Origin of the sequence: Mesorhizobium denitrificans (genome assembly GCF_003403035.1) — a bacterium.
In the GTDB taxonomy this organism is placed as follows: domain Bacteria; phylum Pseudomonadota; class Alphaproteobacteria; order Rhizobiales; family Rhizobiaceae; genus Mesorhizobium_G; species Mesorhizobium_G denitrificans.
In genome coordinates, this window is the sequence record NZ_QURN01000017.1 from 1 (window position 1) to 23,807 (window position 23,807).

At 59.4% G+C, this 23,807-nt stretch carries 27 protein-coding genes; 23 read left to right on the plus strand and 4 right to left on the minus strand.

What is annotated here, in order from left to right; translation table 11 throughout:
- Positions 1–536: 536 nt before the first annotated feature.
- On the plus strand, positions 537–1,490 hold the full coding sequence (locus DY251_RS18360) for a DUF1403 family protein (RefSeq protein ID WP_116625378.1): 954 nt from the start codon (positions 537–539) through the stop codon (positions 1,488–1,490).
- A 5-nt stretch (positions 1,491–1,495) separates the two neighbouring features.
- Positions 1,496–2,167, plus strand: a complete 672-nt coding sequence (gene scpB, locus DY251_RS18365; protein WP_116625379.1) for an SMC-Scp complex subunit ScpB — start codon at positions 1,496–1,498, stop codon at positions 2,165–2,167.
- Positions 2,168–2,400: 233 nt separating this feature from the next.
- Here scpB and DY251_RS18370 read toward each other — a convergent pair whose 3' ends face one another.
- On the minus strand, positions 2,401–2,829 hold the full coding sequence (locus tag DY251_RS18370) for a hypothetical protein (RefSeq protein ID WP_199498876.1): 429 nt from the start codon (positions 2,827–2,829) through the stop codon (positions 2,401–2,403).
- Positions 2,826–3,476, minus strand: a complete 651-nt coding sequence (locus tag DY251_RS18375; RefSeq protein WP_116625457.1) for a glutathione S-transferase family protein — start codon at positions 3,474–3,476, stop codon at positions 2,826–2,828. Before DY251_RS18375 ends, DY251_RS18370 begins: the two co-directional genes overlap by 4 nt.
- 538 nt (positions 3,477–4,014) lie before the next feature.
- On the opposite strand from DY251_RS18375, the gene DY251_RS18380 reads away from it, so the two are divergent.
- Positions 4,015–5,391: a hypothetical protein gene (locus tag DY251_RS18380; RefSeq protein WP_116625380.1), complete on the plus strand. Its 1,377-nt coding sequence runs from the start codon at positions 4,015–4,017 to the stop codon at positions 5,389–5,391.
- Between the two features lie 21 nt (positions 5,392–5,412).
- On the opposite strand, the gene DY251_RS18385 is transcribed toward DY251_RS18380, so the two are convergent.
- On the minus strand, positions 5,413–5,658 hold the full coding sequence (locus tag DY251_RS18385; RefSeq protein ID WP_147307457.1) for a hypothetical protein: 246 nt from the start codon (positions 5,656–5,658) through the stop codon (positions 5,413–5,415).
- Between the two features lie 461 nt (positions 5,659–6,119).
- Between DY251_RS18385 and DY251_RS18395 the strand changes: the two genes are divergently transcribed.
- Both DY251_RS18395 and DY251_RS18400 read left to right on the plus strand, forming a co-directional pair.
- On the plus strand, positions 6,120–7,718 hold the full coding sequence (locus DY251_RS18395) for an RcgA family putative transporter (RefSeq protein ID WP_116625383.1): 1,599 nt from the start codon (positions 6,120–6,122) through the stop codon (positions 7,716–7,718).
- A complete protein-coding gene (locus tag DY251_RS18400) occupies positions 7,708–8,733 on the plus strand; it encodes an RcgR family putative quorum lactone hydrolase (protein ID WP_116625384.1) in 1,026 nt (341 codons plus the stop codon). Before DY251_RS18395 ends, DY251_RS18400 begins: the two co-directional genes overlap by 11 nt.
- Before the next feature lie 169 nt (positions 8,734–8,902).
- Here the strand turns inward: DY251_RS18400 and DY251_RS18405 are convergent, their stop codons facing one another.
- Entirely contained in the window at positions 8,903–9,238 is a 336-nt protein-coding gene (locus DY251_RS18405; RefSeq protein WP_116625385.1) for a helix-turn-helix domain-containing protein, read from the minus strand.
- Positions 9,239–9,527: 289 nt separating this feature from the next.
- Here DY251_RS18405 and DY251_RS18410 point away from each other — a divergent pair, with 289 nt between their 5' ends.
- The 18 genes from DY251_RS18410 (at position 9,528) to DY251_RS18495 (ending at position 23,737) form a co-directional block, all read left to right on the plus strand.
- Complete coding sequence (locus DY251_RS18410) at positions 9,528–11,663, plus strand: ParB/RepB/Spo0J family partition protein (protein ID WP_116625386.1); 2,136 nt, start codon at positions 9,528–9,530, stop codon at positions 11,661–11,663.
- Between the two features lie 70 nt (positions 11,664–11,733).
- Complete coding sequence (locus DY251_RS18415; protein ID WP_116625387.1) at positions 11,734–12,204, plus strand: hypothetical protein; 471 nt, start codon at positions 11,734–11,736, stop codon at positions 12,202–12,204.
- A 121-nt stretch (positions 12,205–12,325) separates the two neighbouring features.
- Positions 12,326–12,802, plus strand: coding sequence for a hypothetical protein (locus DY251_RS18420; protein ID WP_245416028.1), 477 nt, complete (start codon positions 12,326–12,328; stop codon positions 12,800–12,802).
- Positions 12,799–14,088 carry a helicase HerA domain-containing protein gene (locus DY251_RS18425; protein WP_116625388.1) on the plus strand — a complete coding sequence of 430 codons (1,290 nt, stop codon included), beginning with the start codon at positions 12,799–12,801 and terminating at the stop codon, positions 14,086–14,088. Before DY251_RS18420 ends, DY251_RS18425 begins: the two co-directional genes overlap by 4 nt.
- Positions 14,085–14,918, plus strand: a complete 834-nt coding sequence (locus tag DY251_RS18430) for a hypothetical protein (protein ID WP_116625389.1) — start codon at positions 14,085–14,087, stop codon at positions 14,916–14,918. The genes DY251_RS18425 and DY251_RS18430 overlap by 4 nt, the downstream gene beginning before the upstream one ends.
- A complete protein-coding gene (locus DY251_RS18435; RefSeq protein WP_116625390.1) occupies positions 14,915–15,124 on the plus strand; it encodes a hypothetical protein in 210 nt (69 codons plus the stop codon). Before DY251_RS18430 ends, DY251_RS18435 begins: the two co-directional genes overlap by 4 nt.
- A 128-nt stretch (positions 15,125–15,252) precedes the next feature.
- Entirely contained in the window at positions 15,253–15,453 is a 201-nt protein-coding gene (locus tag DY251_RS18440) for a hypothetical protein (protein ID WP_116625391.1), read from the plus strand.
- Complete coding sequence (locus DY251_RS18445) at positions 15,453–15,677, plus strand: hypothetical protein (RefSeq protein WP_116625392.1); 225 nt, start codon at positions 15,453–15,455, stop codon at positions 15,675–15,677. Before DY251_RS18440 ends, DY251_RS18445 begins: the two co-directional genes overlap by 1 nt.
- Before the next feature lie 262 nt (positions 15,678–15,939).
- A complete protein-coding gene (locus tag DY251_RS18450) occupies positions 15,940–16,443 on the plus strand; it encodes a hypothetical protein (RefSeq protein ID WP_147307458.1) in 504 nt (167 codons plus the stop codon).
- A complete protein-coding gene (locus DY251_RS18455; RefSeq protein ID WP_116625394.1) occupies positions 16,440–18,272 on the plus strand; it encodes a PcfJ domain-containing protein in 1,833 nt (610 codons plus the stop codon). Before DY251_RS18450 ends, DY251_RS18455 begins: the two co-directional genes overlap by 4 nt.
- 20 nt (positions 18,273–18,292) lie before the next feature.
- The gene (locus DY251_RS18460) at positions 18,293–18,955 is read left to right on the plus strand and encodes a DUF6915 family protein (protein WP_116625395.1); all 663 of its coding nucleotides are present in this window, start codon (positions 18,293–18,295) and stop codon (positions 18,953–18,955) included.
- Between the two features lie 254 nt (positions 18,956–19,209).
- Positions 19,210–19,632 (plus strand): antirestriction protein, encoded by a 423-nt coding sequence (locus tag DY251_RS18465; protein WP_116625396.1) that lies wholly within the window; start codon positions 19,210–19,212, stop codon positions 19,630–19,632.
- Positions 19,633–19,764: 132 nt separating this feature from the next.
- Entirely contained in the window at positions 19,765–20,955 is a 1,191-nt protein-coding gene (locus DY251_RS18470) for a DUF932 domain-containing protein (RefSeq protein WP_116625397.1), read from the plus strand.
- A gap of 194 nt (positions 20,956–21,149) precedes the next feature.
- Positions 21,150–21,368, plus strand: a complete 219-nt coding sequence (locus DY251_RS18475; RefSeq protein WP_116625398.1) for a hypothetical protein — start codon at positions 21,150–21,152, stop codon at positions 21,366–21,368.
- Between the two features lie 86 nt (positions 21,369–21,454).
- Positions 21,455–22,342 (plus strand): hypothetical protein, encoded by an 888-nt coding sequence (locus DY251_RS18480; protein WP_116625399.1) that lies wholly within the window; start codon positions 21,455–21,457, stop codon positions 22,340–22,342.
- Positions 22,343–22,366: 24 nt separating this feature from the next.
- A complete protein-coding gene (locus DY251_RS18485; RefSeq protein WP_116625400.1) occupies positions 22,367–22,903 on the plus strand; it encodes a hypothetical protein in 537 nt (178 codons plus the stop codon).
- A 182-nt stretch (positions 22,904–23,085) separates the two neighbouring features.
- Positions 23,086–23,337 (plus strand): type II toxin-antitoxin system Phd/YefM family antitoxin, encoded by a 252-nt coding sequence (locus DY251_RS18490; RefSeq protein WP_116625401.1) that lies wholly within the window; start codon positions 23,086–23,088, stop codon positions 23,335–23,337.
- On the plus strand, positions 23,330–23,737 hold the full coding sequence (locus DY251_RS18495) for a hypothetical protein (RefSeq protein ID WP_116625402.1): 408 nt from the start codon (positions 23,330–23,332) through the stop codon (positions 23,735–23,737). The genes DY251_RS18490 and DY251_RS18495 overlap by 8 nt, the downstream gene beginning before the upstream one ends.
- The last annotated feature ends 70 nt before the right edge of the window (positions 23,738–23,807 follow it).

Here is a 23,807-nt window from a genome sequence, read left to right on the forward strand (position 1 = left end):
TTGCTCGCGTCGACAGCAACATCCTGGTTAATCCCCAGCATCCGGAATTCGCGTCGATCACGCCCAGTCTGCATCAGCCGGTCTATTGGGACCGTAGGCTGTTCGGCGTGTAGCCGCGTGCGAACCGTTACGGTGCGACCAGGTATCAGTCCAGCCGATCTGCCGTTCTGGGCCGTTGTAGTAGCGCGAGGCCCGCGCAATCGACTTGTGCTGCGATTGCTACACCGCTTACGGCGGGAAGGCCGCAGCGAGCAGCTTCGGTCTGATAACCGCTAGGCAGGCACCGAAGCCTTTGAGACGATCGCTGTTTGACGATCTGCGCCAAATCTCGACGGAGTACGATGCTGGAACGAATTCGCTCAAGACCGGCTCCGAATCTCCCAAAATGTGTTACCGTCCTGCTTCGAAGCAACTGGTCGGAATCTGCCAGACGGCATAGCCAGAGCAAAATTATCGTTCATTATTTTCGCCCGACAGGCGCGGCGGTTTAGCCAATATTAAGTGGCATGAAACGCCGCCGCAGTGTAGGGTTTTGCATGATCTCCAGACTGCGATTCTTGCCTGAACCGCCACCTTCATTCGCGCCGCCGCCCGATTGGGCGCGGACGGGCGGCCGCGCTGAAGACAACGAGAATGCGGTATTTTGCGCTGGTGCCGCACTTGCCGCCCTGCATTCTATCGTGCGCGATGAGCATCCGCTGACGAAGCTCTGGCGCCAGCGCCTCGCGCTTGCATCGGCCGCAGCAATTGTACGGCTGCAAGGCCGCCCCGAAGATGAAGCGACCTTGCGCGACCATCTTTACCTGACGCGGCCTGGCGACGATCCTGGCCCTGCCGGAAAGCTGCTCAAGGCGTGGCGCGTGCTGGCGGAAGGTTCCTTGCTTGGACCATCATCGCTGAAGGCCGACTGGCCGGTCGTGTTGGGCGAGTTGTTGTCCGTCCTTATCGACACGGGAGTGCGCGAGGCGATCGAGGTGACGCTCATCGCTGGAGTAGAGGGCCGCAGCCCGATTGAGGCAGCCGCATCCGCCGCGGCGACCAGCCTGAACCTGCGACGCGACAGCCGACCATTGGCGCTGTGGGTGGCTGACGTCGCGCTTGCCCGTCGCCTCAGCTGGCGCCGACCGGTGCCGCTGCTGGCTGCTCATCTCAAGCGCGAGGACTTTCGACTTGCTGCCGGCCCAAATGGTGATTCGACTCCCTGGCGAGAGGCTTGCGCGCGCGCCTATGGCCGAGCGGCGGTGGCGGCCTTCGATCTCTATGCGGATCTCGCTCGTCGCGCTGAACGGCTCCTGGCCGTCGCGCCGAAACTGCGTGGAAAGGACGCCGATACAGCGGTACTGCAGCTGCTCTCGGAAGACGCCCTGACCGCGCAGCCTGGCCGGACGACCAGCGACCGCTCCAGCCGCCGCTTGTTCGAACGCCTGGTCGAGTTCGGCGCCGTGCGTGAACTGACTGGCCGCCCGACTTTCCGCTTGTACGGGCTGTAGACGTGATGGAGCCGACGGCACGAAAGGGAAAAGACAGGGCAGGGCAGGGCGGTCTGCTCGACCGTGAGCTGGAGCATCTGCCACCGGAAGCGCGCTGGCGCGAGTGGATGAACCGCGTCGAAGCGACGATCTTTGCGGCGAGCGAACCGGTCGGCCGCGAGGCGCTCGCCCGCATTGTGGGAAAGAACTGCAGCATCGACCTTCTAATCGACGATATCCGTGAGGAACTCCGCGGCCGCCCCTATGACATGGTCGCGGTTGCGGGAGGGTGGAAACATCTGACCCGGCCGGCCTATGCAGAGGCCATCCGTGCCGCCGTCGGCGACGGTGAGAAGGCGACTGAGCTGACACAATCCGAGGTGCTGGTGCTGATGTGCATTGCTTACTTCCAGCCGATCACTCGCGCTGAACTGTCGGCCTTCTTCGGCAAGGAAGTTTCGCGCGACCTGATCGGCCATCTGCGCGGCGGCGGCCTGATCGCCTCCGGACCACGCAGCCCAACGCCCGGCGCACCATACACCTATGTCACGACCAAGGCGTTCCTAATCGAGTTCGGTCTGGACACTCTGCGCGACCTGCCGGATTTCGAGGCGCTCGAGGATGCCGGGCTGCTGTCGAAAGAAAAGCTGCTGTCGGGAGATATTCCCCTCGGCTTGTCTGTTGATGAAAATGACTAAGCCGGGGATCAGGACTCTGGTAGCATGTGGTGCGATAGGCGAGCATCCTCAGGCTCTAGTCTTCCTGCTGGACGGTCTCCAGGCTACGGCCATTGGCAGCAAATGTCGCGGGAGACGAAAGGGCCTGAAGCACGAGCCGTGAGACGAAGGCCGCGCCGCCCAATATTCGCGTGCTACGAAGCACTCGTCCGCTGGCCTCTACGAGTGCGAGACTTCAGCTTTGCGCTTCTAACTTATGTGACGTAACAGGATTCAGGAGTTCTGCGCCATGCGCGAACGGGTTGAGCGACAGAGGAAAACCGACACGGATACGATGATCCAGGCAACGGCAATGCCAACAAGGTTGGGGAAGATGTCAACAACACGGGGATTGTGGCGATCACCGTGGTCTGAACCAGTTCCCAGCTCACGCCCACAAGAAATGTCAGCACGGCAGCAAGCCAAACGCGCGAGTAGCCGGTTGCGAGCACGGCGAGAGCGAACAGCATAGCCATGGAGGCAATGTGCGGCGTGTTGGTCAGGGCGTTGGCGATTGCCTCAAGCGTAACCGTGAAGTCGATCTGTGGCGGACGGCGACCATCAGGAGCCCGGTTGGCAGCCCAAATGCTGGCCAGAGCGAGGGCCGCAAAAGGCAGGACGCGAAGAACGGTTAGAACTTTCATCGCGACGCGCCGGTGAACACCGCCAATTGAGCGGCGAAAGCGCGCTTGTATGCCGGCCGCGCTTCTGCACGGGCGACATAGGCGGAGAGGTTCGGAAATCCCTCCAATATTTCCGACCCCTGCAACCTTTGCAGCACATGCACCATCAGAAGGTCGCCGGCGCTGAAATCGCCGTCGAGCCATTCGCTGTCGTCCAGGCGCGCGGAAAGTTGATCTAACCGTTCGCGAATGCGTTCATCGACCATCTCGAAGCGCTCGTCCTGCCAGATCTTGCCTTGCTCGAAGTTCTCGACGACGTCGCGATCGACGATCGGCGGCTCCACCGTATCGAGCGCAGCAAACATCCACATGATCGCCCGCGCCCGCGCATTCGCATCCGCCGGCAGCAGGCCCGGAAAGCGCTCTGCGATATGAAGCACGATCGCACCGGACTCGAACAGTGTGAGATCACCTTCCTCATAAGTCGGTATCTGCCCGAACGGATTGCGTGCCAAATGCGCGGGGTCCCTGAATGTGCTCCACGGAGCGAGCCGCACCTCGTAAGGCTGGTCCACTTCCTCCAGCGCCCAGCGCACGCGCATGTCCCTCGCCAGTCCCTGGCCGCGATCCGGCGAGCTTTCATCAAAGGCCGTAATCGTAATAGTCATCGCGTTCCTCTGTTGTGGCGGGCCGGTTGCCCTGTCTTCACTGTAACGACGAACGATCCAGTCCGAATCCGACAAATCGCGCGAAAACGCTCCGGTGCGGCGGCTATGTAGAGTCATGGTTGGCATCTGGCAGGGCAATCCAGTCGCCATGGGAGTGGCGGGCTGCGCAATGTGAGCAGTCCGATCGCACGTCGATCCTTTTTCGCACACCATGTTCGATCAACGGTTGATCATGCGCGCCATATCGCTAGGGCTGGACGTAGAGTGAGTTTCACGAGAGTATCATTTCTAAAGGGGAGGAATGATACGCGGTATGTTCTGTTCAGGAGCGACGTTGTGCTCTCATTCGTCCATTCAGGTAGGCTTACGGAGCAGCGCCGGTAAGCCGGATAGCTTATCGGCCGTTGCTCGCTGGATGCATGGATCTCAGGGCTGGGGAAAAGTCAAACCCACGCTGTCCGCCAGCTGCATTGGACTGCGGGACCTTCAACCGTCGCCGGCGTGCACGATGTTCTCACGTCAGACGGATTGAACGATCATGCGCATCGTCCTCCGCGGAAATCCAGCCTACCAGGTCGACCAGATCACAGCCGATGAAGCGGAAGCGCTGAGAGCCTGGTATGGTCATTCATCATCTGCGGAACAGGATGCGATAGCGCTTGCGGTCATTCGCCGCGCTAAAGCCAGGGACGGGTGGATCGAGTGCGACTGCACGCCAGGGAACTTCAAGCCATTGCTCGCGCCGCAACAGCAGGAGCGGACGTTCACTTTGCGCCGTCTCACGCCTGCCGACGGCGATCCGCATGCGCGCGTTGACCGACCCAACCATGCCGACGCTTGCCCGTTCCATGTCGATCGCGACTTCGAGCCATCTTCACATGATCGCGCCTTCAATCTGCGACCTGTGCACCGTCGCGAGATCGCATATATCGATGCCCTGCCACCCATTCCAACCCAGCTTGCCGACGCTGAGCGCGGTACTCCTGACCATGATCGCGAACGAAACGATCGGCCTTCAAAGCTCGCCCTGGTACTTTGGCGCCTCATGGATGCCGCAGGTGTCAACGTGCTTAAGCCACTTCAGGATCAGCCATCCCCGTACCGCCTGAAGGACCAACTTGCTGCGCTCCATAACACGGGCCGCAAATGGCGCATCACGCGTACCTGGCGCTTCAGCGCATTATCGACCACATGGGCCGGCGACTACCGGGACAGAAATTCCAGATTTCAGCGGCTGCTGCGCAAATCGCGAGGTGATTGGGCGCCTAACCAGCGCCGTACCGGTTTCCTGATCCTGTTTTCGCCCAGCGTGACGGACAAGCTCATCCGCCCCGCAGCCCTCTCGGAACCGATCGCACTTCATTCACGTCTGCGCCAACCTCTGCGCGGCGATCCCCGTCGGCGCGGTCCATATCTTGCAATCGCGAACGTCGATTTTGGTGACGACGATGACGACGACGGTGATCTACGAGCAGTGCAATCCTACGCCCAGCCCGTCTTCAACGGCGGTACGCTCTTTCCCGTCGAGTCCGGCTTCGAGCGTGATGTCACGGATCTGCTTATCTGGCTGCAGATATCCCTTTTTGGCGCCGCCCCTCGCCTTCGGATCACAATCAAGAAGCCGCTCTTTGCCACCCCGACGCAAAAAGGTCTTTGCCGCCCCGATTTCATTCTTGAAACGAGCTATGGCAACCATCCGCCGGTTTGCCTCGTCATCGAGGCGATGGGCATGGACACCGAACAGTACCTCGCCGCCAAAGCCAAAACGCTGCCTCGTATGAGGGAGATCGCCCCGCTCTATGAAATCACACCCTCCGATATGAGCCCGGCAAACGCCCGGGTCCTTGGTGCGGATCTGCAGCGATGGGTGCTCGACCAGGCTACGTCGCGGCGTCTTCGTTTGGTCAATGAATAGGAGGGCCGTCCACAGTGGTGCTCATGCCAGCGAGCGCAGCGCCGCTACAAGGTCCTCGGGCTTCATGCACTCGGGATCAGCCTCGAGCAGATCGGCCAAATACATCGCTTTAGACCGACGGTCGTCAGCAGATAAGACATTCGCCTCCGCAATGGCAGTCAAAGCAATCTGCTCGTCTTTCGAAAGACGTTCCAAACGCGTGACCGAGAAGCTATCGGTTCTGCGATTTCTGTCGCAGTCGCGGGTGAAATTGACGAGATCGCGCATTTTGCGACGATGCGTGGATATGGCCGCACGGACGCCCCCGTCAACATCATCCGCTGAATTGCTGCAAAAAGGTTCAAACTGCATGAATGGCGCCTTTCGGTCACTGCTTCTCATGCCCCAGACGCCCTGCCTTTTCCTGCTTTTCGTCCATGCGGAACATTCCGCCACCGCCACTAGACAAAAAATTTGTGTACTCAAGATTGCCTATACAAATTTTGACCCAGATGCGGACGCAGCCCGCCAACCGTGTAGATGAACAGTTCCACGGGCAGAGATTTGCGAAACACCTCCCACGCAATAACCGTGGTGCGCCTCTGCAGCGGGTCGCCGGGCTTTCGATCTCCTCCTCTGCCGGCCAAAATCGAGTTGATATAACTGCTGATATAACCGTTGATTGAGGACGAAGGCACGATAGGATACGAAAACGAGCGAAGCGAAACGAAATCATCGACTATAAGCGGTTGATAAAGAACGAAAAATATTTCCTTCCACCGCCGCGAGATGGAAGCGATTTCAAAGAATTGTTCAAGGGAGCCGCAGCGGCGGGGGCGGGACGTCCACTGGGCGATGACGGGTTTCCTGCGGGTTCCTGGACGCCTGAGCTTCTTGCGGAGGCGATTTCACAGATTGATTCCAATCGGATTGGAGTCGATCTGCGAACCGTGCAGCTTTGGTTTCAAGATAACGACAAGGGGATCAGCACCGCCAACATTCGTTGGCTGGCGAGGATTTTTGGCTGCGATGATCCGGTGGCAACCGGCGAATGGCAGGTAGAGCTCAGCACGGCGCAATCGCGACTATCGGCCAAAAGACGAGGATCGAAGAGAGCGGGAAGCAGCGATGAGCTTGAGGTTCCGGATATGGCACGGATCGCTGCTGCAACAAAGTCCCGGGTGGAGCTGGCAGCTGATACCGACGCCGCGAAACCAAGGCAGCGTTTTGGTCTGGCGAGGAGATCAGAGGCGCTTTTTAGCCAGGGCTCGCCCTTGAACCTACCGGCTTCGGTGTTCGCGGGCATCGCCGCCCTTGGGTTTCTGTCGTATATCGTCGGCATTCACAACGTGAAATATATCCGTGCGGACGGGATCGTTAAGCAGGTTGGATTTCTTTGGGCCGCGAATTGGATATTCGTGTTCATGGTGTTTCTGCCACTATTTTTGGCCGCCGTGTCTGAGCTTGTCATCGCGTGGAAACACGAAGAACGACCAAAGCTTGCAGGAAGCGGGGGCCAGGATGACGGCTGCCATGCCTGGGAGCACATCATAGATTCCTCATCCTACTCATTTTGGGCGGTTTTCGTGATTTGTGTGGTGTTCGCCGGCCTTGCCCAGTGGATTGGCGTGTGTCTGGTCCCGTTAATCAAAGGCGGCGGCAACTATGCGATAGATTGGGGCAAGCTAGCGATCGTACACCCTGAGGTCATATCAGTGCCGGTGGAGATCGCGTTCACTGGGCTCGCTTACCTGTATATGTGCCTGTGTTTTTATCTTTTCTTCGCGGGTCTCATTTTGCTTTATGCGGCCGTCGATGATCTCTGGAGAATCGGTGAGGCATCGAAAAATCGACAGGATGTGGGTTTCCAACGCGATCTGCGTGAAGCTAGGCTCAGGGTGATGCGCTGGGTTTTCCGGTGTACCGTCTTGGGTATTCTGATCGCCACCGTCATGAAGCTTCAAAGCTCTTACCTGGCATCCAGTGGCACGAATATAGTGACCTGGTTGGTCAGCGACCTTTCCTCGGTCTTGTATCAGCACGCCGATATGGACAACAGATTCAGCTATAGATTACCGACGCACTACAGCAGCCTTCTGGTCGCGATCTCGACCTGTGTTGTTTTTCTATACGGGGCCGTCCGTTTGGGCGCCGGAAGTCAATTGCGAGTCCCCTTGTGGAAGATGTCGGCAATCGTAGCAGTGCTTGTTGCCAGCTACTTGCTGATCGACGCATTTCCAGGCTTCTCGATCCTCCTGGCCGTTGGAGTGCTGCTTGCGATGTACGGTCTAATTGATCCCGGGCTTGGTCGAGCAAGCGAGTTGGGAAACGATCAACGTGTATCATAGATGGCTCGATCGATGGGATGAACGGCGGGCGCAACGCGGCGAGGAAGCGAAGAAAACAACCGCTTTCACCCTTGACGCCGACCGTGCCTTTCCGGGCGAGAAAGACATAAAAACAATCGAGGAGTTTTGCGTCCTGGCGCAGCAGGCCGTGGCTGACCCGGCCTTTTTTGGCGAAGCGGCCGGCAACGAACAGGGCTTTGAGAGACGGGGCGAATGGCTCAAATTTCCATCGGACATTTCCACTGACGTCCCAGAGAACAATGTTGTCTGGGCGAAAATCACAGACGGCGGGTCTCTCGATCAGGCATTGGTGATTTTTCACCATTGGAACGCAAGCGCCTGGAATGGCCGGATTGCCGGCTTTTTGTCCAAGCGCGGCATCACGGTTGTCGAAATTGCAATGCCCTATCATTTCGAGCGCGGTCGTCCCGGATCCTTGCACGCCGACCATATGCTTAGCGCCAACCTTGGACGCACGATCCAATCCGTGAGGCAGGCCGTATTGGACGGTCGCAAGCTCATTCGTTGGCTGAAGCGCGAGGGCTATCGGGACATTTCGGTACTCGGTATGAGCCTCGGTTCCTGGGTGGCCGGATTGATCGCGGCGCATGACTCGACCGTATCGAAAGCCTCGTTGTTTCTGACGGCAGGAAGCCTTGCCGATATGGTTTGGTCAGGTCGCGCGACACGAGCGATACGCGATAGCCTGGAGCCTGACGTCGATCTGACCGATCTCCAGCGGGCTTGGGGTCCACTCAACCTGGAAAACTACGCTCATCGTCTGGCGCGACCGGATCTCGCGCTCCAGGTCGTGTTAGCTGCGAGAGACAAAGTGGTTTTGCCGGAGCTATCGGCGAACTTGCTGCAGAAGCTGAACGACGCTGGCGCGCGACCCAACACTCTTGAATTGAACTGTGGTCACTATTCGCTGGCACTGCCACCCTACATTTTGTTGGCGGGCTTGAGCTTGAAGCGATTTCTTTCAGCGACTGACAGCGCGGCCCGGCGGGCATAAATTGGATTTTAGCCGCCAGTTCACCCGAAAATTTTCTGGTAGGCGTCACACAGAGGCGCGCGACCCAGGATCAAAAAAACCAGGACCAACTAACCCATTCTGCTCAATAAGCCCCACTTGCGCAAAGGAATGACAGTTCAAATACGATTGCCAGCGAGAGCCGCCAGTATCAGGACGTAGTCTCACGCCGCTGGGAAGACTTTAGGCCACGTCGCCGAGGTTCGACGTCGTCCCATTTGTCTTCAAGTAGTTCGGAGGCCTCGATTCCAAACTCCTTCGCCATTCGATTCAACATCGACAAACGAACGTCTCGTCGGCCATGCAAAACCTGAGACATATAACCTTCGGTTACCTTGAGACGTTCCGCCATATCCTTGCTAAGCAGACCATTCAGATCACGAATTCGGATGAGAGCCTTGCTTAAACGCTTGTGCAGCCTCTCGTCGTCATCCCAATCTGGCGCGACATTTGCCTTGGACTTATCGTCATTCAGATGACGCGGCATTCAATTCACCCCTTATGTCCCGCTTCTTTATGACTCGGTCTGTCATTCGATGTAAGTCCTCCGAAAGCAGATTCCTAAGTTGGAACCGGGGCTGTCCGGTCGATTGGAGGCCAACCATCGGCGCATTTCTCCCAACAAGCCAGGATCAGGAACAGACGCTTCAAGGGAAAACGCCCATGCGCGGACCCTTGAGGCGGCGGCGCGAAAAGAGGGAGAGGGAGGAGGGGGCTTTCGTGGCTGGTTTTGCGGTTGGAGAGAGGCTCTGGCCGGCCGGCCACGGAGAAACGATATGGCAAAGGCCATTCAGAAGATCACTCTCAACCCGGCAGAGAACATTCCCTTCGACAAGATCGCGTTGTCGCAGAAAAATGTGCGTCGCATCAAAAACGGCGTCACCATCGAGGAACTGGCCGAGGACATTGCCCATCGTGGGCTGGTGCAAAGCCTCAACGTTCGACCCATTCGTGATGCCGATGGAAACGAGACCGGCCGCTTCGACGCACCCGCCGGCGGTCGCCGCTACACGGCTCTGGAACTGCTTGTCAAGCAGAAGCGGATGGTCAAGACGGCGCCGACGCCGTGCATTGTCAACCGCACTGAGACGACCTCGGCCGAGGAGGATTCTCTTGCTGAAAACACCCAGCGCGAAAATCTTCACCCACTCGACCAGTTTCGCGCCTTCAAGACCCTAAGCGACCAGGGCCTCGACAGTGCCGAGATTGCGGCGCGCTTCTTCGTGACGCCCGTCGTCGTAAAGCAGCGTCTGAAGCTCGCTGCCGTATCGCCGAAGCTCCTCGAACTCTATGAGCAAAGCGAGATCAAGCTCGACCAGCTCGAAGCCTTCGCGGTCTGCGACGATCATGCGCGTCAGGAACAGGTCTGGGATACGATCTCCAGATCCTACAACCAGGAAGGCTACTATATCCGTCGCCTTCTCACCGAAACGGCGGTACGCGCCACCGATCGCCGCGCCGTCTATGTCGGCGTCGAAGCATATGAGGCCGCCGGCGGCATCGTCATGCGCGATCTGTTCGAACAGGATCAGGGGGGCTGGCTCCAGGATCCCGCGCTACTGGAACAACTCGTCTTCGAAAAGCTCAAGACCGATGCCGAGAAACTGAAGGCCGATGAAGGCTGGAAGTGGGTCGATGCGGCAATCGATTTCTCCTACGGCCATGTTTCCGGCCTGCGCCGCTTTTACGGCAAACAGCCGGAGCTATCGGACGAAGAACGCGCACGCCATAACACGTTGAAGGCGGAATACGACAAGCTCGACGCCGAATATGCCGAAGCTGAAGACTATTCCGAAGAGACGGAGGATCGTCTCACCGAAATCGGCAACGAGCTCGATGAGATCAATGACCGTCCTTACATCCTCGATCCGGGAGAGATCGCGCGCGGCGGCGTCTTCATCTCGCTCGGTGCCGACGGCAATCTCAAAATCGAACGCGGCTTCGTCAAGCCCGAGGACGAGCCCGCCGACGAAATCGAGAACGACCAAATGGACGATGACGATCTCGATGCGGACGATTCCGTGTCGGACGATGGCGGCATTTCGATCAATGGCAAGAACCTTGCCGTCGAGCAGGAGGAAGAGGACGACAAGCTTCGTCCACTTCCCGATCGCCTGATCGAGGACCTGACGGCAACCCGCACCGTCGCTCTTCGCAACGCGCTCGCCAACGATCCGGCCATGGCCTACATCGCCGGCCTGCACGCGCTCGTGCTTCAGACGTTCTTCCGCTATAGCAAGGATTCCTGTCTGGAGATCACGGTGCAGTCCGCCACGTTTGGCCAGACATATGGGCTGGGCGATACGCCCTGGGCGAAGGAGATCGATCAGCGGCATGAGGCGTGGGGTCAGGATTTGCCCCAGAACCCAGGCGACTTGTGGGACTTTCTGCTAGCGCTCGACGATGCCAGCCGGCAGGCATTGTTCGCACACTGCGTCTCGCTCTCGCTCAACGCGGTTGTCCAGCAGTTCAGGCGCCGCACTGACGAGATCGCTCATGCAGACCAGCTTGCGCATTCGATCGGTTTTGACATGGCCGATGCAGGATGGACACCGACGGTCGACGCCTATCTCGGCAGGGTCACCAAAGCCCACATCCTCAAGGCTGTGCGCGAAGCCAGAGGTGATGACGCAGCCCGGCTGATTGACCATCTGAAGAAGCCGGACATGGCTCGCGAAGCCGCCCGTCTGCTCGAAGACAGCGGTTGGCTTCCCGAACAGCTTCGGTCGACCTGGGACCGCGCAGCCACCGATGACGGCGTCGATCAGGACAACGGTGATATCGCCACGGACTCCGCCGATGATGGCGAGGTCGAACTTCCCGCATTCCTTGCAGACGGTGCGGAAAGCGAAGACCAGGCGTCAGACGAGGCTGACATCGAAAAGCGCCGTCATCTCGACGCTGCCGAGTGATCAATCGCCCTTAGTCCAACCCGTGGCCCGGCCTCGCGCCGGGCCATTTTTATTTCCGGAGTCCCGATAAATGACCGCTTCCCATATCTTCGACACCCCGCTCGGCTCGCTCGTCTCCTACACCGACCACCAGCCAAGACCACCCGCCCGGTTCACGAAAAAGCTCGCGGCGTGGAAGTCACGCAACGGCGTCGGACGTCTCATTCGCAAGGATCCAGCCCGCGAGCGTCCGACCTACACCAGCCCGCCATCATTCACATTGCACGAAGGCGATTTCGAAGAGAATGGCGTGATCATTGTCACGATCATGAGAACCTACAACATCGACACCGACTTGACGTTCAAGGTGATAGAACGGCCGAAGGTCGGTCAGGTCCGGGTGGTCCAGAAGGTCGGCCACAATGTCGAATCGCTGCACCTGGCGCACAGCCGCGAAGCTGCCGAGCTCTGGCTCGCAAAGACCGGTCACAGCCGATCTCACCTCGATGAAGTGACCGCCGATGAGATCAGCGCGGACGTGATCGAGGGCAGGGCGGCCTGACGGCTAACGCTCAAGCAGACCAAAGATCGGCAGCGACGACCTGTCTCCCATAACCTCTTCAGGCGATCAGCCCGGCTTCGACAGAAGACCGGGCTGATCGCCGTTTCAAGGAGCATACGCAATGTTTCAATGGACAAAATCCTGCTCATACAATGACGAGCAGAAGCGACGCTTTCATTCCACTGCCCGGTCCCGGCTCAAGAAGCTCGCGGCCGAACTCGATCTTCCTGCCGGAACGCATGAAATTCGTTCGAACAAAGCTGGGGTAGCCGTCAGCGGTGAAATCTCGCTCCACCATGACCGGTTCTATCTCCAGGTCAGCCAGTTCGGATTGACCTCGGGGCACGGCATCCTGATCCGCACCTGCAAAGGTCGCAAGGATTATACCGGTGGTGCGAACCACTTCGTCGGGCTTCGGTTGCTGGACGATATTCCAGCACTCGCCGCTGCCGTGCGTGCGATCACCGGCGTCGGCCCGACGGGATCGAATTCCAAAGACGACCAGGCCTCCCGTCACCAGGCCGAAGCCGTCTCCGCCGCGGGTACTCGATCACCCCGGCACCATTCTGCAACCGCAAATCTGGAAGGACGGCCATGACGTTCGGCACCATGGTTACCGACCAGGAACTTTCACGTATGGCGCCAATCGAGCAGGAGCTGGCCAGGGCTTTCGCCGCCGAACTCGGCCACGCCAGCCCGGCTGAAATGCCTGTCTCCGCCAACGGTGCGGAGGCAGGCATCGATCTTGGTCTTTCCGACCTCGGCGGCATGATCCGCCTCGACCTGGAAAAGCTGCTCGACGGCCGCCTTCTCGTCCAGGGGACGTCCGGCGCAGGCAAGAGCTGGACGCTTCGGCGTATCCTCGAACAGACCCATGGTCTGGTCCAGCAGATCGTCATCGACCCCGAAGGCGAGTTCGTATCGCTGGCGCAGCATTACGATTATCCCATCCTCGACGGCTCCCGGCTGGATTCGGCCGCACTTGCGATTGCCGCCGCGCGCGCACGCGAACACCGATTGTCGGCGTTGCTCGACCTGTCCCAGATAGATCGCGAAGCCCAGATGCAGGCGGTCACCGCTTTTGTCGGCGCGTTGATCGCGGTCCCGCGCGAGCACTGGCATCCGGTGTTTGTCGCCATCGACGAGGCCCACATCTTCGCCCCGTTCGGCGGCGCTGGTCTCGCCGCCACCTCTGTGCGGCAAGCGGCCACGCAGACAATCACCGATCTGATGAGCCGCGGGCGCAAGCGTGGCCTCGCCGGTATCCTCGCGACGCAGCGCATCGCACGACTGGCGAAATCGGTATCTTCGGAAGCACTGAACTTCCTGATCGGCCTTAACACGCTGGACATCGATATTCGCCGTGCCGCCGAAACGATCGGCTGGGATGCGAGCAAGGCCTTTGATCGCCTGCCGATCCTTCAGCCAGGTGATTTCGTGGCGTCAGGGCCAGCTTTTTCCCGCGCGCCGGCGACGTTACGAATTGGCCCTGTCGAAACCCGCCATATCGGCGCCCGTCCGGACATCGTTGCACCTGCCTCGATCAGCGCGAAAGATGCCGCGGGCCTTCTCAACCTTGAAGACCTTCATGCCTCATCCCAGGCGGACAGCGAGATCCGATCCGAAACCAGCCTTCCTGTCGGTATCAAGACAGTACGGGCTCTCATTCGTGAACCGGCGTTCGCCGATGCCGGACGCATCTGGGAAGTGCTCGCGCCCCTTGCGCCGCAAGGCGCCACTGTCGCCGATCTCGCCGACTATCTTTCAATCGACGCAGCACGCGTGGCCTCCGCGCTTGCCCTGCTCGACACTTACGGTGCCGTCGACATCGACGATGTCGGCGATGAGCGCGCCGTTCGCATTGCGAAGGGAATGATATCATGAGCCTGACCGCCGTTTCCTTCAGCAAACCGCGTCGCCGTGAGCCACGGCTTTCCGCTCCATATGTTCCCGGAAAGCACGACAAGCGTTTCTGGACCGACGCCGAACGCGAGATCGTGCGGCGATATTTTCCCGACGGCGGGGCAGGCGCCTGCCTTGCCCGCCTTCCAGAACATCGCAGCACCGCCGGCGTCTACGGCCAGGCGAAAAAGCTCGGCGTCAAGACGAATGGCTCGCCTGCCACGCGAAAACGCCACCAAGCCAGTCCCGAACTCGACCAGCAGATTCGGGAAGGATGGCAGGCGATGGATGCTGGACGCAAAGGCGCTGTGGCCGATCTGGCGCTGCGTCTCAAGGTTCCCCGCTGGTGGTTGACGAAGCGGCTGACAACCCTCGGCCTGACCATCCGCCACAAGAAGGAACCGCCGTGGACCGCTGCGGAGGACATGCTGATGCGCAAGGTTCCTCTCCACCTGCCCGATAAGGCCGCCGCAATCTTCAGCGAACACGGGTTCAAACGTTCGCCGACCGCGATCATGGTTCGAGCAAGACGCCTCGAGCTTTCACGGCGGGCAACCCGCCCGGAGCTCTCGGCGAGAAGGGCGGCTGCGATCCTTGGAGTCGACGCCAAATTCGTCACTGCACGCATCCTCTGCGGCGAGCTTACCGCCACAAAACGTGAGGACAGGCGTCTTTCTCAACAGGGCGGCAGTTCATGGGATATCAAGCCTGCCCATCTGCGCAGATGGATCATCGACAACATCGACGTCGTCGACCTGCGCAAGGTCGACAAGATCCCGTTTGTCTCTTTGATCGCGGGAGAGCCGTCATGAGATACGCGATCAAGGTCCGCGAGAAGGGCCGCAAGAAATGGCAGTTCCTCACCTCCAGGGGCGGTCTCACGAACCTTCGTGTTCATGCCGCACGCTGGTCGACCCGTGAACCTTGCGACAAGCTTATTACCGACAACGCTGCCGAAAACCCCGAATGGGATTTCAAAGTCGTCGACATGGAATCGGGCGGCACGCCAACGCGCTGAAGCCTGCCACAGCGACCCACAATAAACGCCGGCCCCATCATTCAATGGCCCACGCTTCACGGAGGAACCGAGATCGAAACAGCTCGATCCGGTCCTCATGCGATCAACATTTCGAACAGGAGCATCCGATGACCCACTACACCACGTACAGGATCTCGGCCGAAGAGCGCGACACGATCCTCGCCGCGTTGCGCGTCTACCAGCAGGTTTACGATCAGACGGGCGGTGACCTCCCCGACGACATTCTTGCCATCGCCACCAATAGCGGCGCCCACGAGCCGATCGATCTGGAAAGCGTGGACACCCTCTGTGAAAGGATCAACGTCTGATGATCGAGATCGTGATCTACCCTATGAAGAACACGCCGGATGGCGGAGCGACGCTCTGCGAACCTCCCGAGGATCCGGACTCATACGACGTCGTTGTCCACAGCGATGACGGCACCTCGTTGGCGGAAACGGAAGACCTCCCGAGCTACGACGAGGCGATTGCCGCGGTAGACAGGTTCCTGCTGGAATTTCCCCGTGCCGACGTCAACTACGGCGATTTTTGATGTCCCTGTCCCATCGTCGATCCGGGAGGACGCGCCTCCTGCCTGGTCAGCGCTGTCGTAATCCCGAACCCTGATACATCGTTCTGATTGTCTGACCCGCCAGAGGAAAGGCGGGCGGTGGAGAGGGTGGTCTGGAGGAGCCAGAGAGAGGTTCCCCGATCTCGACCTCGTGACTTAGCCCACCAACCACGCACGCATCTCAACATTTTCCAACACCAGCCCGGCTACCCAGCCGGGCTTTTTGCTTTTCAAGGAAGCCATCATGGAAAACGACCCATCATCCGGCACTCCGGAGGCCATCGTCTATGGCGAAGACGATCTGCCATTCCTGGAACTTCTCGCGATCCTCGGCATCGTCGAAGTGCGATACGATCTTAACGGCGAGGGCGATTCCGGCGATTGCACGCTCGAATATGTCTGTTATCGGGACGGCCGTCAGGACGCTCGTCTGCCCTCTATCCCTATCGGTTTTTCGGACGCCGGCGAAATCCAGCTCCTCGACGAAGTCCTTGAGCGCACCGCCGCCGACCTGCCCGAAAGTGACTGGGTCAACAATGATGGCGGTTACGGCACCGTCAGCTTTTTCCCCGGCGCCATATGCAGCGAGGACCGTGTCGTCTGCGACATGACCTATCGCGACGGGACCGACGACTATGATGAGGACGAGGAATTTGACGATCTCGAACCGCCCGAAGAAGACGAGGCGGGTGACGACGCAATCGTGGAGGTAACTTTCGCGGCCGCGCAGGAAGGAGCCGTCCAATGACGCCCTCTCCTTCCTTGACATGGTCCGTTCTCGCCGACATCAGCCGCGGTCGGCTCCGTACAACGATCCCTGATATCGACACCGCCGCTCATCCGATTATCGACCTGCTGACCAATGTGCTAGCGTTGGCGCAGTGTCAGTTCAAGACGGCGCTGACGCCACACAGCGTCCAAGCTCATATCGAGGTAAGGCCCTCCCTTCCCGAAGGCGTCATAAGCGACGCCTACGATCTGATCGTGGAGGCGGTGACGGATCGTGCCCGTTCTACCGCATGGGGCAAGCAACTGCCGATCGGTCAGCATATCGACCAGGCAGGCTTTCTGCCCTTCGTCATCGACCTCCTGAAGGCTGGGGTGCCCCACGATTCAATCAGGGACATGGCCCGCCTTGTGTCGATGGCCATAAAGACATTGAATGCGGCGTTTCAGGCACTCGGCGATACACATTTGCACGCCGTTCTCAGCCGCGATCTTCCGGAGCGAGCGCGCAGATGGAAAGACGAACCCAAGTCCCTCAACCCAACCATAATCTGGGCACTCGCCACGCATCTATCGGGCGACCCTCAGCGGCCCGATATCATCATCCGCAGAGTGCAGGCCCTCCAATTGTACGCTGCGGTGTCCAATATCCTGACGGAGCGACCGATCACCGACGCCATAGACGACGGTTTGCCTCTCAATCCCATCCTGGCCAAGCGCCTCGATATCTCCGAGACCGAGTTGCGCAGCCTGCGAGGCGCTCGCGAGCAGGAACGGATGTTCACAAGCTTCGGCCCGGATTTCGTAACTGCGGTTCGAGAGCTGAAAGTCCATTCGGTTCCACTTCAGGAATGGCCAGGAAACGGCAAACCGGACCAGCCGCAGGCATGGCTGAACACACCATGGTTGACACTGCGCGAACCGCAACTTCTGAGGCCGGATCGCTTCGATCCGCAGGACGACGCAATGCGGGATGCAATCGGGGCGTTCCGCGACGACATCCTGTGCCCACTCGTCATAGATCGCGCCAGGACGCGTTTCCCACAAATGCCGCGCCGCATTCGAGACTTTCTCTACGATCTGCGGTTCCCGTCATCCACACTTCTTGAGTCTGCGGAACGCAAAGAGTTTCTAACGGCCGTCCGAACAGCTCTTGTCGGATCACGTGGGTCCAAGTCCTTTGCGGAAGCGGTTTCGATCTGGCATCGACGTGCAGCATCGATCGCCGCGGTTCGGCATGAGCATCGCGCCGAAAAGCGCGGATGGCCGGCAATATGCGAGCCCTGGCATAGCGTGAACGGCATCGATGTGATCGTGCCGCTGACAAGTGCTGCGGAACTGGTCGAGGAAGGCAACGCCCTCGATCATTGTGTCGGCAGCTACTACGACCCCTGCCGGCGCGGCGAGAAGCAGATCCTCTCCCTCCGGCGCAACGGCGCCCACGCTGCCACGATCGAGCTGAACCTTTCCGGCGACGAAAAAGACCTGTCCATGCAGGTCGGTCAATTCAGGACGTGGCGCAACGCGCGCCCCGATCAGGCGTCCCATGATGCGCTCAAAAATTTCCTCGCCGCGATCAACCGCGGCGAGCACCGACTTCAGCGAAAGACCCTGATCGCACATCGCAAAGCCATGTGCGACGTCTGGGACGGATCATGGTCCACCCGGCGCCTGTCACTCGATCATGCCCGATCGGTCTTCCCACTTTATCTGAGCCTGTTGCCACGCGGTACGCCGGGCGATTTCGACCAATGGCGCGCCGCTGGAGACCTCGACGCTTCCATTGACCAGCTTCTGATCGCCATGGCTGGGGCCGAGCCCGAGGCCATTTTCGACTACATCCCCTGGTAAACACAAGCGGAGAGCAGAAAATGCACCCTTATGATCATGCGCGATCCTCCGTGAAACTGCACGGCGGACGATGGCAGGACTACTTCGCCTATCACCATCATTTCGATTCCTCGAAATCGACGTTCTGCCATTTCACCCACCGCGCCCTGAAGCACCACACCGAAGGCGTAGCGGCAGCTCGTGAGATTTTTGGCGATCATATCGACAACAGCGACGGCGTCAGCGTCTCGACCGAGACGCTCGGCCGCCAGCATCTTGCCGAAGACTGCCGGATACTGCCTTCCGCATCCGACTGGGTAGAAGGATTCGAGCCGCCCAGCTGGCTGCCATGCTTGACGCCGACAATAGAAGACCTCGTCGCCGACGACGTTCGCCGCTTTGGCGGCGATGCGGAAATCTACCATCCACTCCACGACTGGTTTTATCAAACGAAGACATGGGTGGATGGGCCGGCCTGGTTCCTATTCAGGCACCATGCCTTCGGTGTGTTCCAGGCCGAGGAACGCTTTGGTCCGGTTCTCGGCGCTGCCGATCGCTCGGCCGTCCCGACTCGTGTCGTCGCAGAGCGTCATATTCAACGCGTACTTGGACGCACCCCGCCGGCATCCGAATTTCTGAGGCGCATCAAGGGCGAACGCTGGATGCTGCAGGCGACCTCGCCGAAAAAACTCGGCCTCGACTGATGCTCGTGTGCCGCACTCCAGATCTGTTGCAGAGGCCCATTGCCCCTGCCTGCCGAGCGGCACACCGCTCCCACTACAGGTCGTTGAAAGTGGGCGGTTTGACCGGCTCTTCACCGCCAACCGCACTTTCAGTCCGAGATCGGACAGCGCCCGTCGACGAAAGAGGAAAGAGGGCGGCCGGGGAGGGGCTGAAGCGGGGCGGTTGAGAGAGCGCCGCCCGGCCTGCCCCTTTTTGCTCTCCGGAGATCTTATCCATGTCGACATCTTCGATCACGCGCCAGGCTGCCACGGTGGTACCTGACGATCGACGCCACGACTTCATGCCGGCCATGTTCGGCATGCCGCTCATGATGGCCGCCGAATTTGCGATCTACAGCTTTATGGAAAAGCTGAGCCCGCTCGACTATCGCGGCGGTTATTGGCAATTCTTCGAGCTTGACAACAAGCCCCTGTTCATCGCGCCGACATCGAAACCACGATTTCGGATCACCGGCGATATCACCACGTTTCAGGGGGAAGTGTCCGCTGAAGCCGCCGGCATCATCGCCACTCTCTTCACCTGCTCGCACCTGTCCTTCCAGCATCCATCAGAGCTTCTTCCCGAAGGCTTCGCACGTCTCCATGCCTATGTAGACGGGCACGCGGAAGCCTCCGAGATCTTCCGGGCGATCGACTGATCGTCACCTCGACCAGGCTCAGAGCGTCGGGTGCCCCGAACGCGCTGCCCGGCGATCAATCACAAGCAACAGCTTTTCTCTCTCATCGCCCGGCTACCAAGTCGGGCACTTTCGTTTCAGGAGCATTTCGACATGAACACCATGGTTTCCAATCCGCGCCCAGCATCGTCTGGGTTCAAGGTCGACATCTCGCGCGGCGAGAACATCGGCCGCGTTTCGTCCGAATGGTTCTCTCGACCCGACGACGAGCGCTATCTGTCTCTCTCGGATCTCCATCGCGCAGTCAGCGACCGCACAGAACGAGCCCGCGTCCGAACCGTCGAAAGTGCTGCTATCCATGTTGAGGCGACCCGCGACAATGCCGAACGCCTGTCGCTGATCATACCGGGCGACCGCAGCGCACTGGCGCCGACCCATTGGAGCTACGGGCAGCTGTGCAGCCTCGTCGGCGCGCCAGCAACCTATATGCGGCAACTGCCCGCACCGCTCGCAGCGATAAACCTCCAGCATGGCCTTCTCAACCATCCTGCCGAACTGGTCAAAACGCTGGAGATGGATGACGGCCGCGTCGAACTACGCGCTGTGACTGGACCCGAATATGGTCGCATCTGGGACAAAGACCTTGTCGCCGCGGTGATGAGCATCGCCGGCAACGGCACGGGCGACACGATGTGGAAAGTCCCAGGCGTCCTCGACTGGTCGAGCATGACGCACAATCCGCTTGTTGACATCACGAAGGACACGACCACGCTCTATGCCAGCGATCGTGATGTCTTCTTGTTTCTATGCGACGACACACATCCCATCGAGGCCGGACGCCTCCCCAATGGCGAGCCCGATTTGTACTTTCGCGGATTCTATGCCTGGAACAGCGAGGTTGGCTCAAAAACCCTTGGAATTGCAAGCTTTTATCTGCGCGCCGTTTGTTGCAATCGCAACCTGTGGGGCGTCGAAAATTTTGAGGAAATCACGATCCGGCATTCAAAATTCGCCGCCCACCGCTTCGCTCATGAGGCGGCTCCGGCGCTGACGAATTTCGCGAACTCCTCACCCGCGCCCTTCATCGCCGGCATTCGCGCGGCCCGCGAGCGGATAGTAGCGCGCAACGACGAGGATCGCGACAGCTTCCTGCGCAAGCGCGGTTTTTCCAAAACCGAGACAGGAAAAATCATCGACACGGTGCTTCGGGAAGAAAGCCGGCCACCTGAATCGATTTTCGACTTTGTCCAGGGCATCACCGCGCTTGCTCGCGGCAAAACCCATCAGGACACCCGACTGGAACTCGAAGGTAAGGCACGAAAGCTGCTCGAAAGCGCGGCCTGACGATCTTCCTGACTTCCAGCGCTTTCCCGGCCGTTCCGCCCCGTGGCCGGCCATCGAGATCGCGAGGCGGAACACACTTCGCCCAAACACGACACCTCGCCGCTGGGCACCATGGCGGCGAGCCAACAACCTCCAGATAGAAAGCCGCACAAAGCTTTCGATCCAACCAAAACCGCATCAAGCAGAGACAAGCCATGACGGAGGATGACATCGTGTATGAAAACGGTCGGTTCTGGGTCGCCCGCCAATGCAACGCCTTCGTGGTTTATCGCTCAGCCATCACCTACAGCGTTTCCGATAGCGCATATGCCAGGACGCCGGATGGCCTGTCCGTCGCCCGCGCACGACGCGACTATCTGGCAAATCGCTTTCGGTGCCAGTCGCGCACCAAAGCTGCTCGCCACTCCCGTTAATCCCTCTCGCATCGTTACGCACCATCGAAGCCTGCCCGCAGCCCGGCCCTCGCGCCGGGCTTCCTCCTTTTAGAAAGGACTCTCGTGTGACCGCTCTTCAGACGAAGATCACGACTTATCCGCCGCTTCCAACTGCCGATATCACCGCACTCGAAAGGCTGATCCTAACGAAAGTGCTGGACTCCGCGGTAACGGAAGACGGCCTGAAACTCTACACCGACACAGGACCGATGAACCCTGTCGCAGTCACGCGACGTGAACTGAGCCAGGCCGTCAATCGCTCGGACGCCAGTATTGGCAGTCTCCTCAGAGATTTCCTCGAACGTGACGTCCTGCGCATTTCTGCCGAAATAGGCCTCGATCCTGAAACCGTGATCTTCATAGACCTGGGAGAATTCCCGTGGCAGTTCATCGTCCAGGACATTCTCACGCGTTTATCGACAGCATGTGAATTTGTCGTCATCCAGTGGATCAGCGACAGGTCCCAGCGTCCGGATTCCTTCGGCGCAAGCGTGTCGCTGATCACGGAAAACGGCATTTTCCATACAACAAGCCACGACCTGCTCGCGGACTTTCGCCGGCGCGACCGAGTACTCGCCGGCGAAACGTCGAATGCCCATAACGCCAATCCCACACCGCTCGCTGAAATCGACGATGACAGCGTCATCGTTCCAAGGAAGATCGTCATCATCCACCCGCAAATGGGGGTATATCTCGGCCACTGCCTCGGGCTTGGATTCTGGACATTGCTCGATCCCGCCGGCCAATCCGAAGCTGTCGTTTTCGACAGCGTCGCCGACGCCCGAGCGCATATCGCGTCGTGGGAAAACGAGAACCGGCCCGACGACTACGGCTTTCACGAAGTTGCAGCGACCGGACGCTACGCCACAATCCCGATGCTGATCGAGGCGGGCCTTTCCCATCTTCTCGGCACCATGGCCGGCACCAGCCCTGATCTGACTGGGTCAAGTTGAAACGTCTGAGAGCGAGGAAACGTCATGACCAGCTTCAAAGCCAGGATCGAGATTTATCTTCATGCAGATTGCGAGGATGAGGCCCGCAATATCCTCGCCGAAACGATGCGCGACGTGTTTCGGGAGGTCTGCCCTTTCTCTTCGCCGATGATCGGTTGGCGCTTTTGCGACCGCGATGACCATCCTCAACCGAGCATGAGACCACCCATAGGACAAACGAATGCAGCGAAGGAAATCAACATGTCCCGCCTGAATGATCCGCAAAATTTTCGCGGCCGCGTTGCCTATGCAGCACAGGTCATTGCGCGCGGAGGTGGCCACACGCGCGCGTTCGAAAATTGTTTCGAAAACGACGATGGCGACGAGGTCGCAGTCGCCATCCTGCGCCGGTCACGACGCAATCCCAAACTCGCAGCAAACCTGGCCAGGTACCTCGACGTGGCGTTGGTGGAAGACTGCGATCAGCAGATGGCGCATATTCCAACCCGCAAGCTTGGAATCGCCGCCGCTGCAACGCGAGCTCGCCGTACCGCAGCGCAAACACCACCTGAGGAAAAGTGACCATGACGACCCGGAATCATCGCGTCGCACATGCTCATCGTAAATCGCGACGAACGCTTTTTTTGATGCGACCAGTGAGGGATCTGCTGCCCGGGCTTGCAAAGCTCGATCGCACCCCGTTGCACTGCTCTTGCTGAAAATAGCTAATTCACCTATTTTAGCGAGAACACAGGAGATGGCTAATGTCGAGCTTTACCTTGACCGATCTCGGCAACCGCTCGGGCGAGGTCGTCGAAGCAGCTTTCCGAGGCCCGGTCGAAATCACCAAGCGCGGCAAGCGCAAGTTTGTCCTGCTCACGGCGGAGCAATTCGACCGTCTCGCCGGTCGAAGCGCCCAGCGGGCATATCGTGTCGAGGATCTCACTCGCGATGAGCGAAATGAAATCCTCGCTGGTCTCGATGCCGTAGCAGCGGACGAAAACACCGATGGTTGATCCCCAGCATGGGGACGTCATCCTGTACTCCTACCTCTGGGCCCGCGAGCACGACAAAGGCGAGGAAAGCGGGCGCAAGGTGCGACCGACCTGCGTCATGATGATCGTCGCAGGAAAAAACGGAAAATCGAAACCATTGCTTTTTCCGGTAACCAGCCAACCGCCGCGAGTTGGAGCGCGCACGATAGAGATTCCAGAGACGGAAGCCCGACGTGCAGGACTCTATGTGCCCGCCTGGATCATTGTCGACGAGTTCAACACCGACGATCTCGCGACATCCTGGGCGATTGATGACGCGAAACCGCTCGGCCGGTTTTCTCGTAAGTTCATGTCGCGCATTGCCGCCGAAGTCGCCGCCGCGATCCGCGCAGGCGTCGCCCGCACCGTGCCGAGGCGTTGATCCGAGGCTCGCACCCAAGCTCACGAACACCGCTCTCGGCAACTTCCTCGATCGCGCGTGTATAACAGGT

Coding starts and splice junctions, on each gene's coding strand:
- DY251_RS18360 (WP_116625378.1), top strand. CDS start 537: ATGATCTCCAGACTGCGATTCTTGCCTGAACCGCCACCTTCATTCGCG.
- scpB (WP_116625379.1), top strand. CDS start 1,496: ATGGAGCCGACGGCACGAAAGGGAAAAGACAGGGCAGGGCAGGGCGGT.
- DY251_RS18370 (WP_199498876.1), bottom strand. CDS start 2,829: ATGAAAGTTCTAACCGTTCTTCGCGTCCTGCCTTTTGCGGCCCTCGCT.
- DY251_RS18375 (WP_116625457.1), bottom strand. CDS start 3,476: ATGACTATTACGATTACGGCCTTTGATGAAAGCTCGCCGGATCGCGGC.
- DY251_RS18380 (WP_116625380.1), top strand. CDS start 4,015: ATGCGCATCGTCCTCCGCGGAAATCCAGCCTACCAGGTCGACCAGATC.
- DY251_RS18385 (WP_147307457.1), bottom strand. CDS start 5,658: ATGCGCGATCTCGTCAATTTCACCCGCGACTGCGACAGAAATCGCAGA.
- DY251_RS18405 (WP_116625385.1), bottom strand. CDS start 9,238: ATGCCGCGTCATCTGAATGACGATAAGTCCAAGGCAAATGTCGCGCCA.
- DY251_RS18410 (WP_116625386.1), top strand. CDS start 9,528: ATGGCAAAGGCCATTCAGAAGATCACTCTCAACCCGGCAGAGAACATT.
- DY251_RS18415 (WP_116625387.1), top strand. CDS start 11,734: ATGACCGCTTCCCATATCTTCGACACCCCGCTCGGCTCGCTCGTCTCC.
- DY251_RS18420 (WP_245416028.1), top strand. CDS start 12,326: ATGTTTCAATGGACAAAATCCTGCTCATACAATGACGAGCAGAAGCGA.
- DY251_RS18425 (WP_116625388.1), top strand. CDS start 12,799: ATGACGTTCGGCACCATGGTTACCGACCAGGAACTTTCACGTATGGCG.
- DY251_RS18430 (WP_116625389.1), top strand. CDS start 14,085: ATGAGCCTGACCGCCGTTTCCTTCAGCAAACCGCGTCGCCGTGAGCCA.
- DY251_RS18435 (WP_116625390.1), top strand. CDS start 14,915: ATGAGATACGCGATCAAGGTCCGCGAGAAGGGCCGCAAGAAATGGCAG.
- DY251_RS18440 (WP_116625391.1), top strand. CDS start 15,253: ATGACCCACTACACCACGTACAGGATCTCGGCCGAAGAGCGCGACACG.
- DY251_RS18445 (WP_116625392.1), top strand. CDS start 15,453: ATGATCGAGATCGTGATCTACCCTATGAAGAACACGCCGGATGGCGGA.
- DY251_RS18450 (WP_147307458.1), top strand. CDS start 15,940: ATGGAAAACGACCCATCATCCGGCACTCCGGAGGCCATCGTCTATGGC.
- DY251_RS18455 (WP_116625394.1), top strand. CDS start 16,440: ATGACGCCCTCTCCTTCCTTGACATGGTCCGTTCTCGCCGACATCAGC.
- DY251_RS18460 (WP_116625395.1), top strand. CDS start 18,293: ATGCACCCTTATGATCATGCGCGATCCTCCGTGAAACTGCACGGCGGA.
- DY251_RS18465 (WP_116625396.1), top strand. CDS start 19,210: ATGTCGACATCTTCGATCACGCGCCAGGCTGCCACGGTGGTACCTGAC.
- DY251_RS18470 (WP_116625397.1), top strand. CDS start 19,765: ATGAACACCATGGTTTCCAATCCGCGCCCAGCATCGTCTGGGTTCAAG.
- DY251_RS18475 (WP_116625398.1), top strand. CDS start 21,150: ATGACGGAGGATGACATCGTGTATGAAAACGGTCGGTTCTGGGTCGCC.
- DY251_RS18485 (WP_116625400.1), top strand. CDS start 22,367: ATGACCAGCTTCAAAGCCAGGATCGAGATTTATCTTCATGCAGATTGC.
- DY251_RS18490 (WP_116625401.1), top strand. CDS start 23,086: ATGTCGAGCTTTACCTTGACCGATCTCGGCAACCGCTCGGGCGAGGTC.
- DY251_RS18495 (WP_116625402.1), top strand. CDS start 23,330: ATGGTTGATCCCCAGCATGGGGACGTCATCCTGTACTCCTACCTCTGG.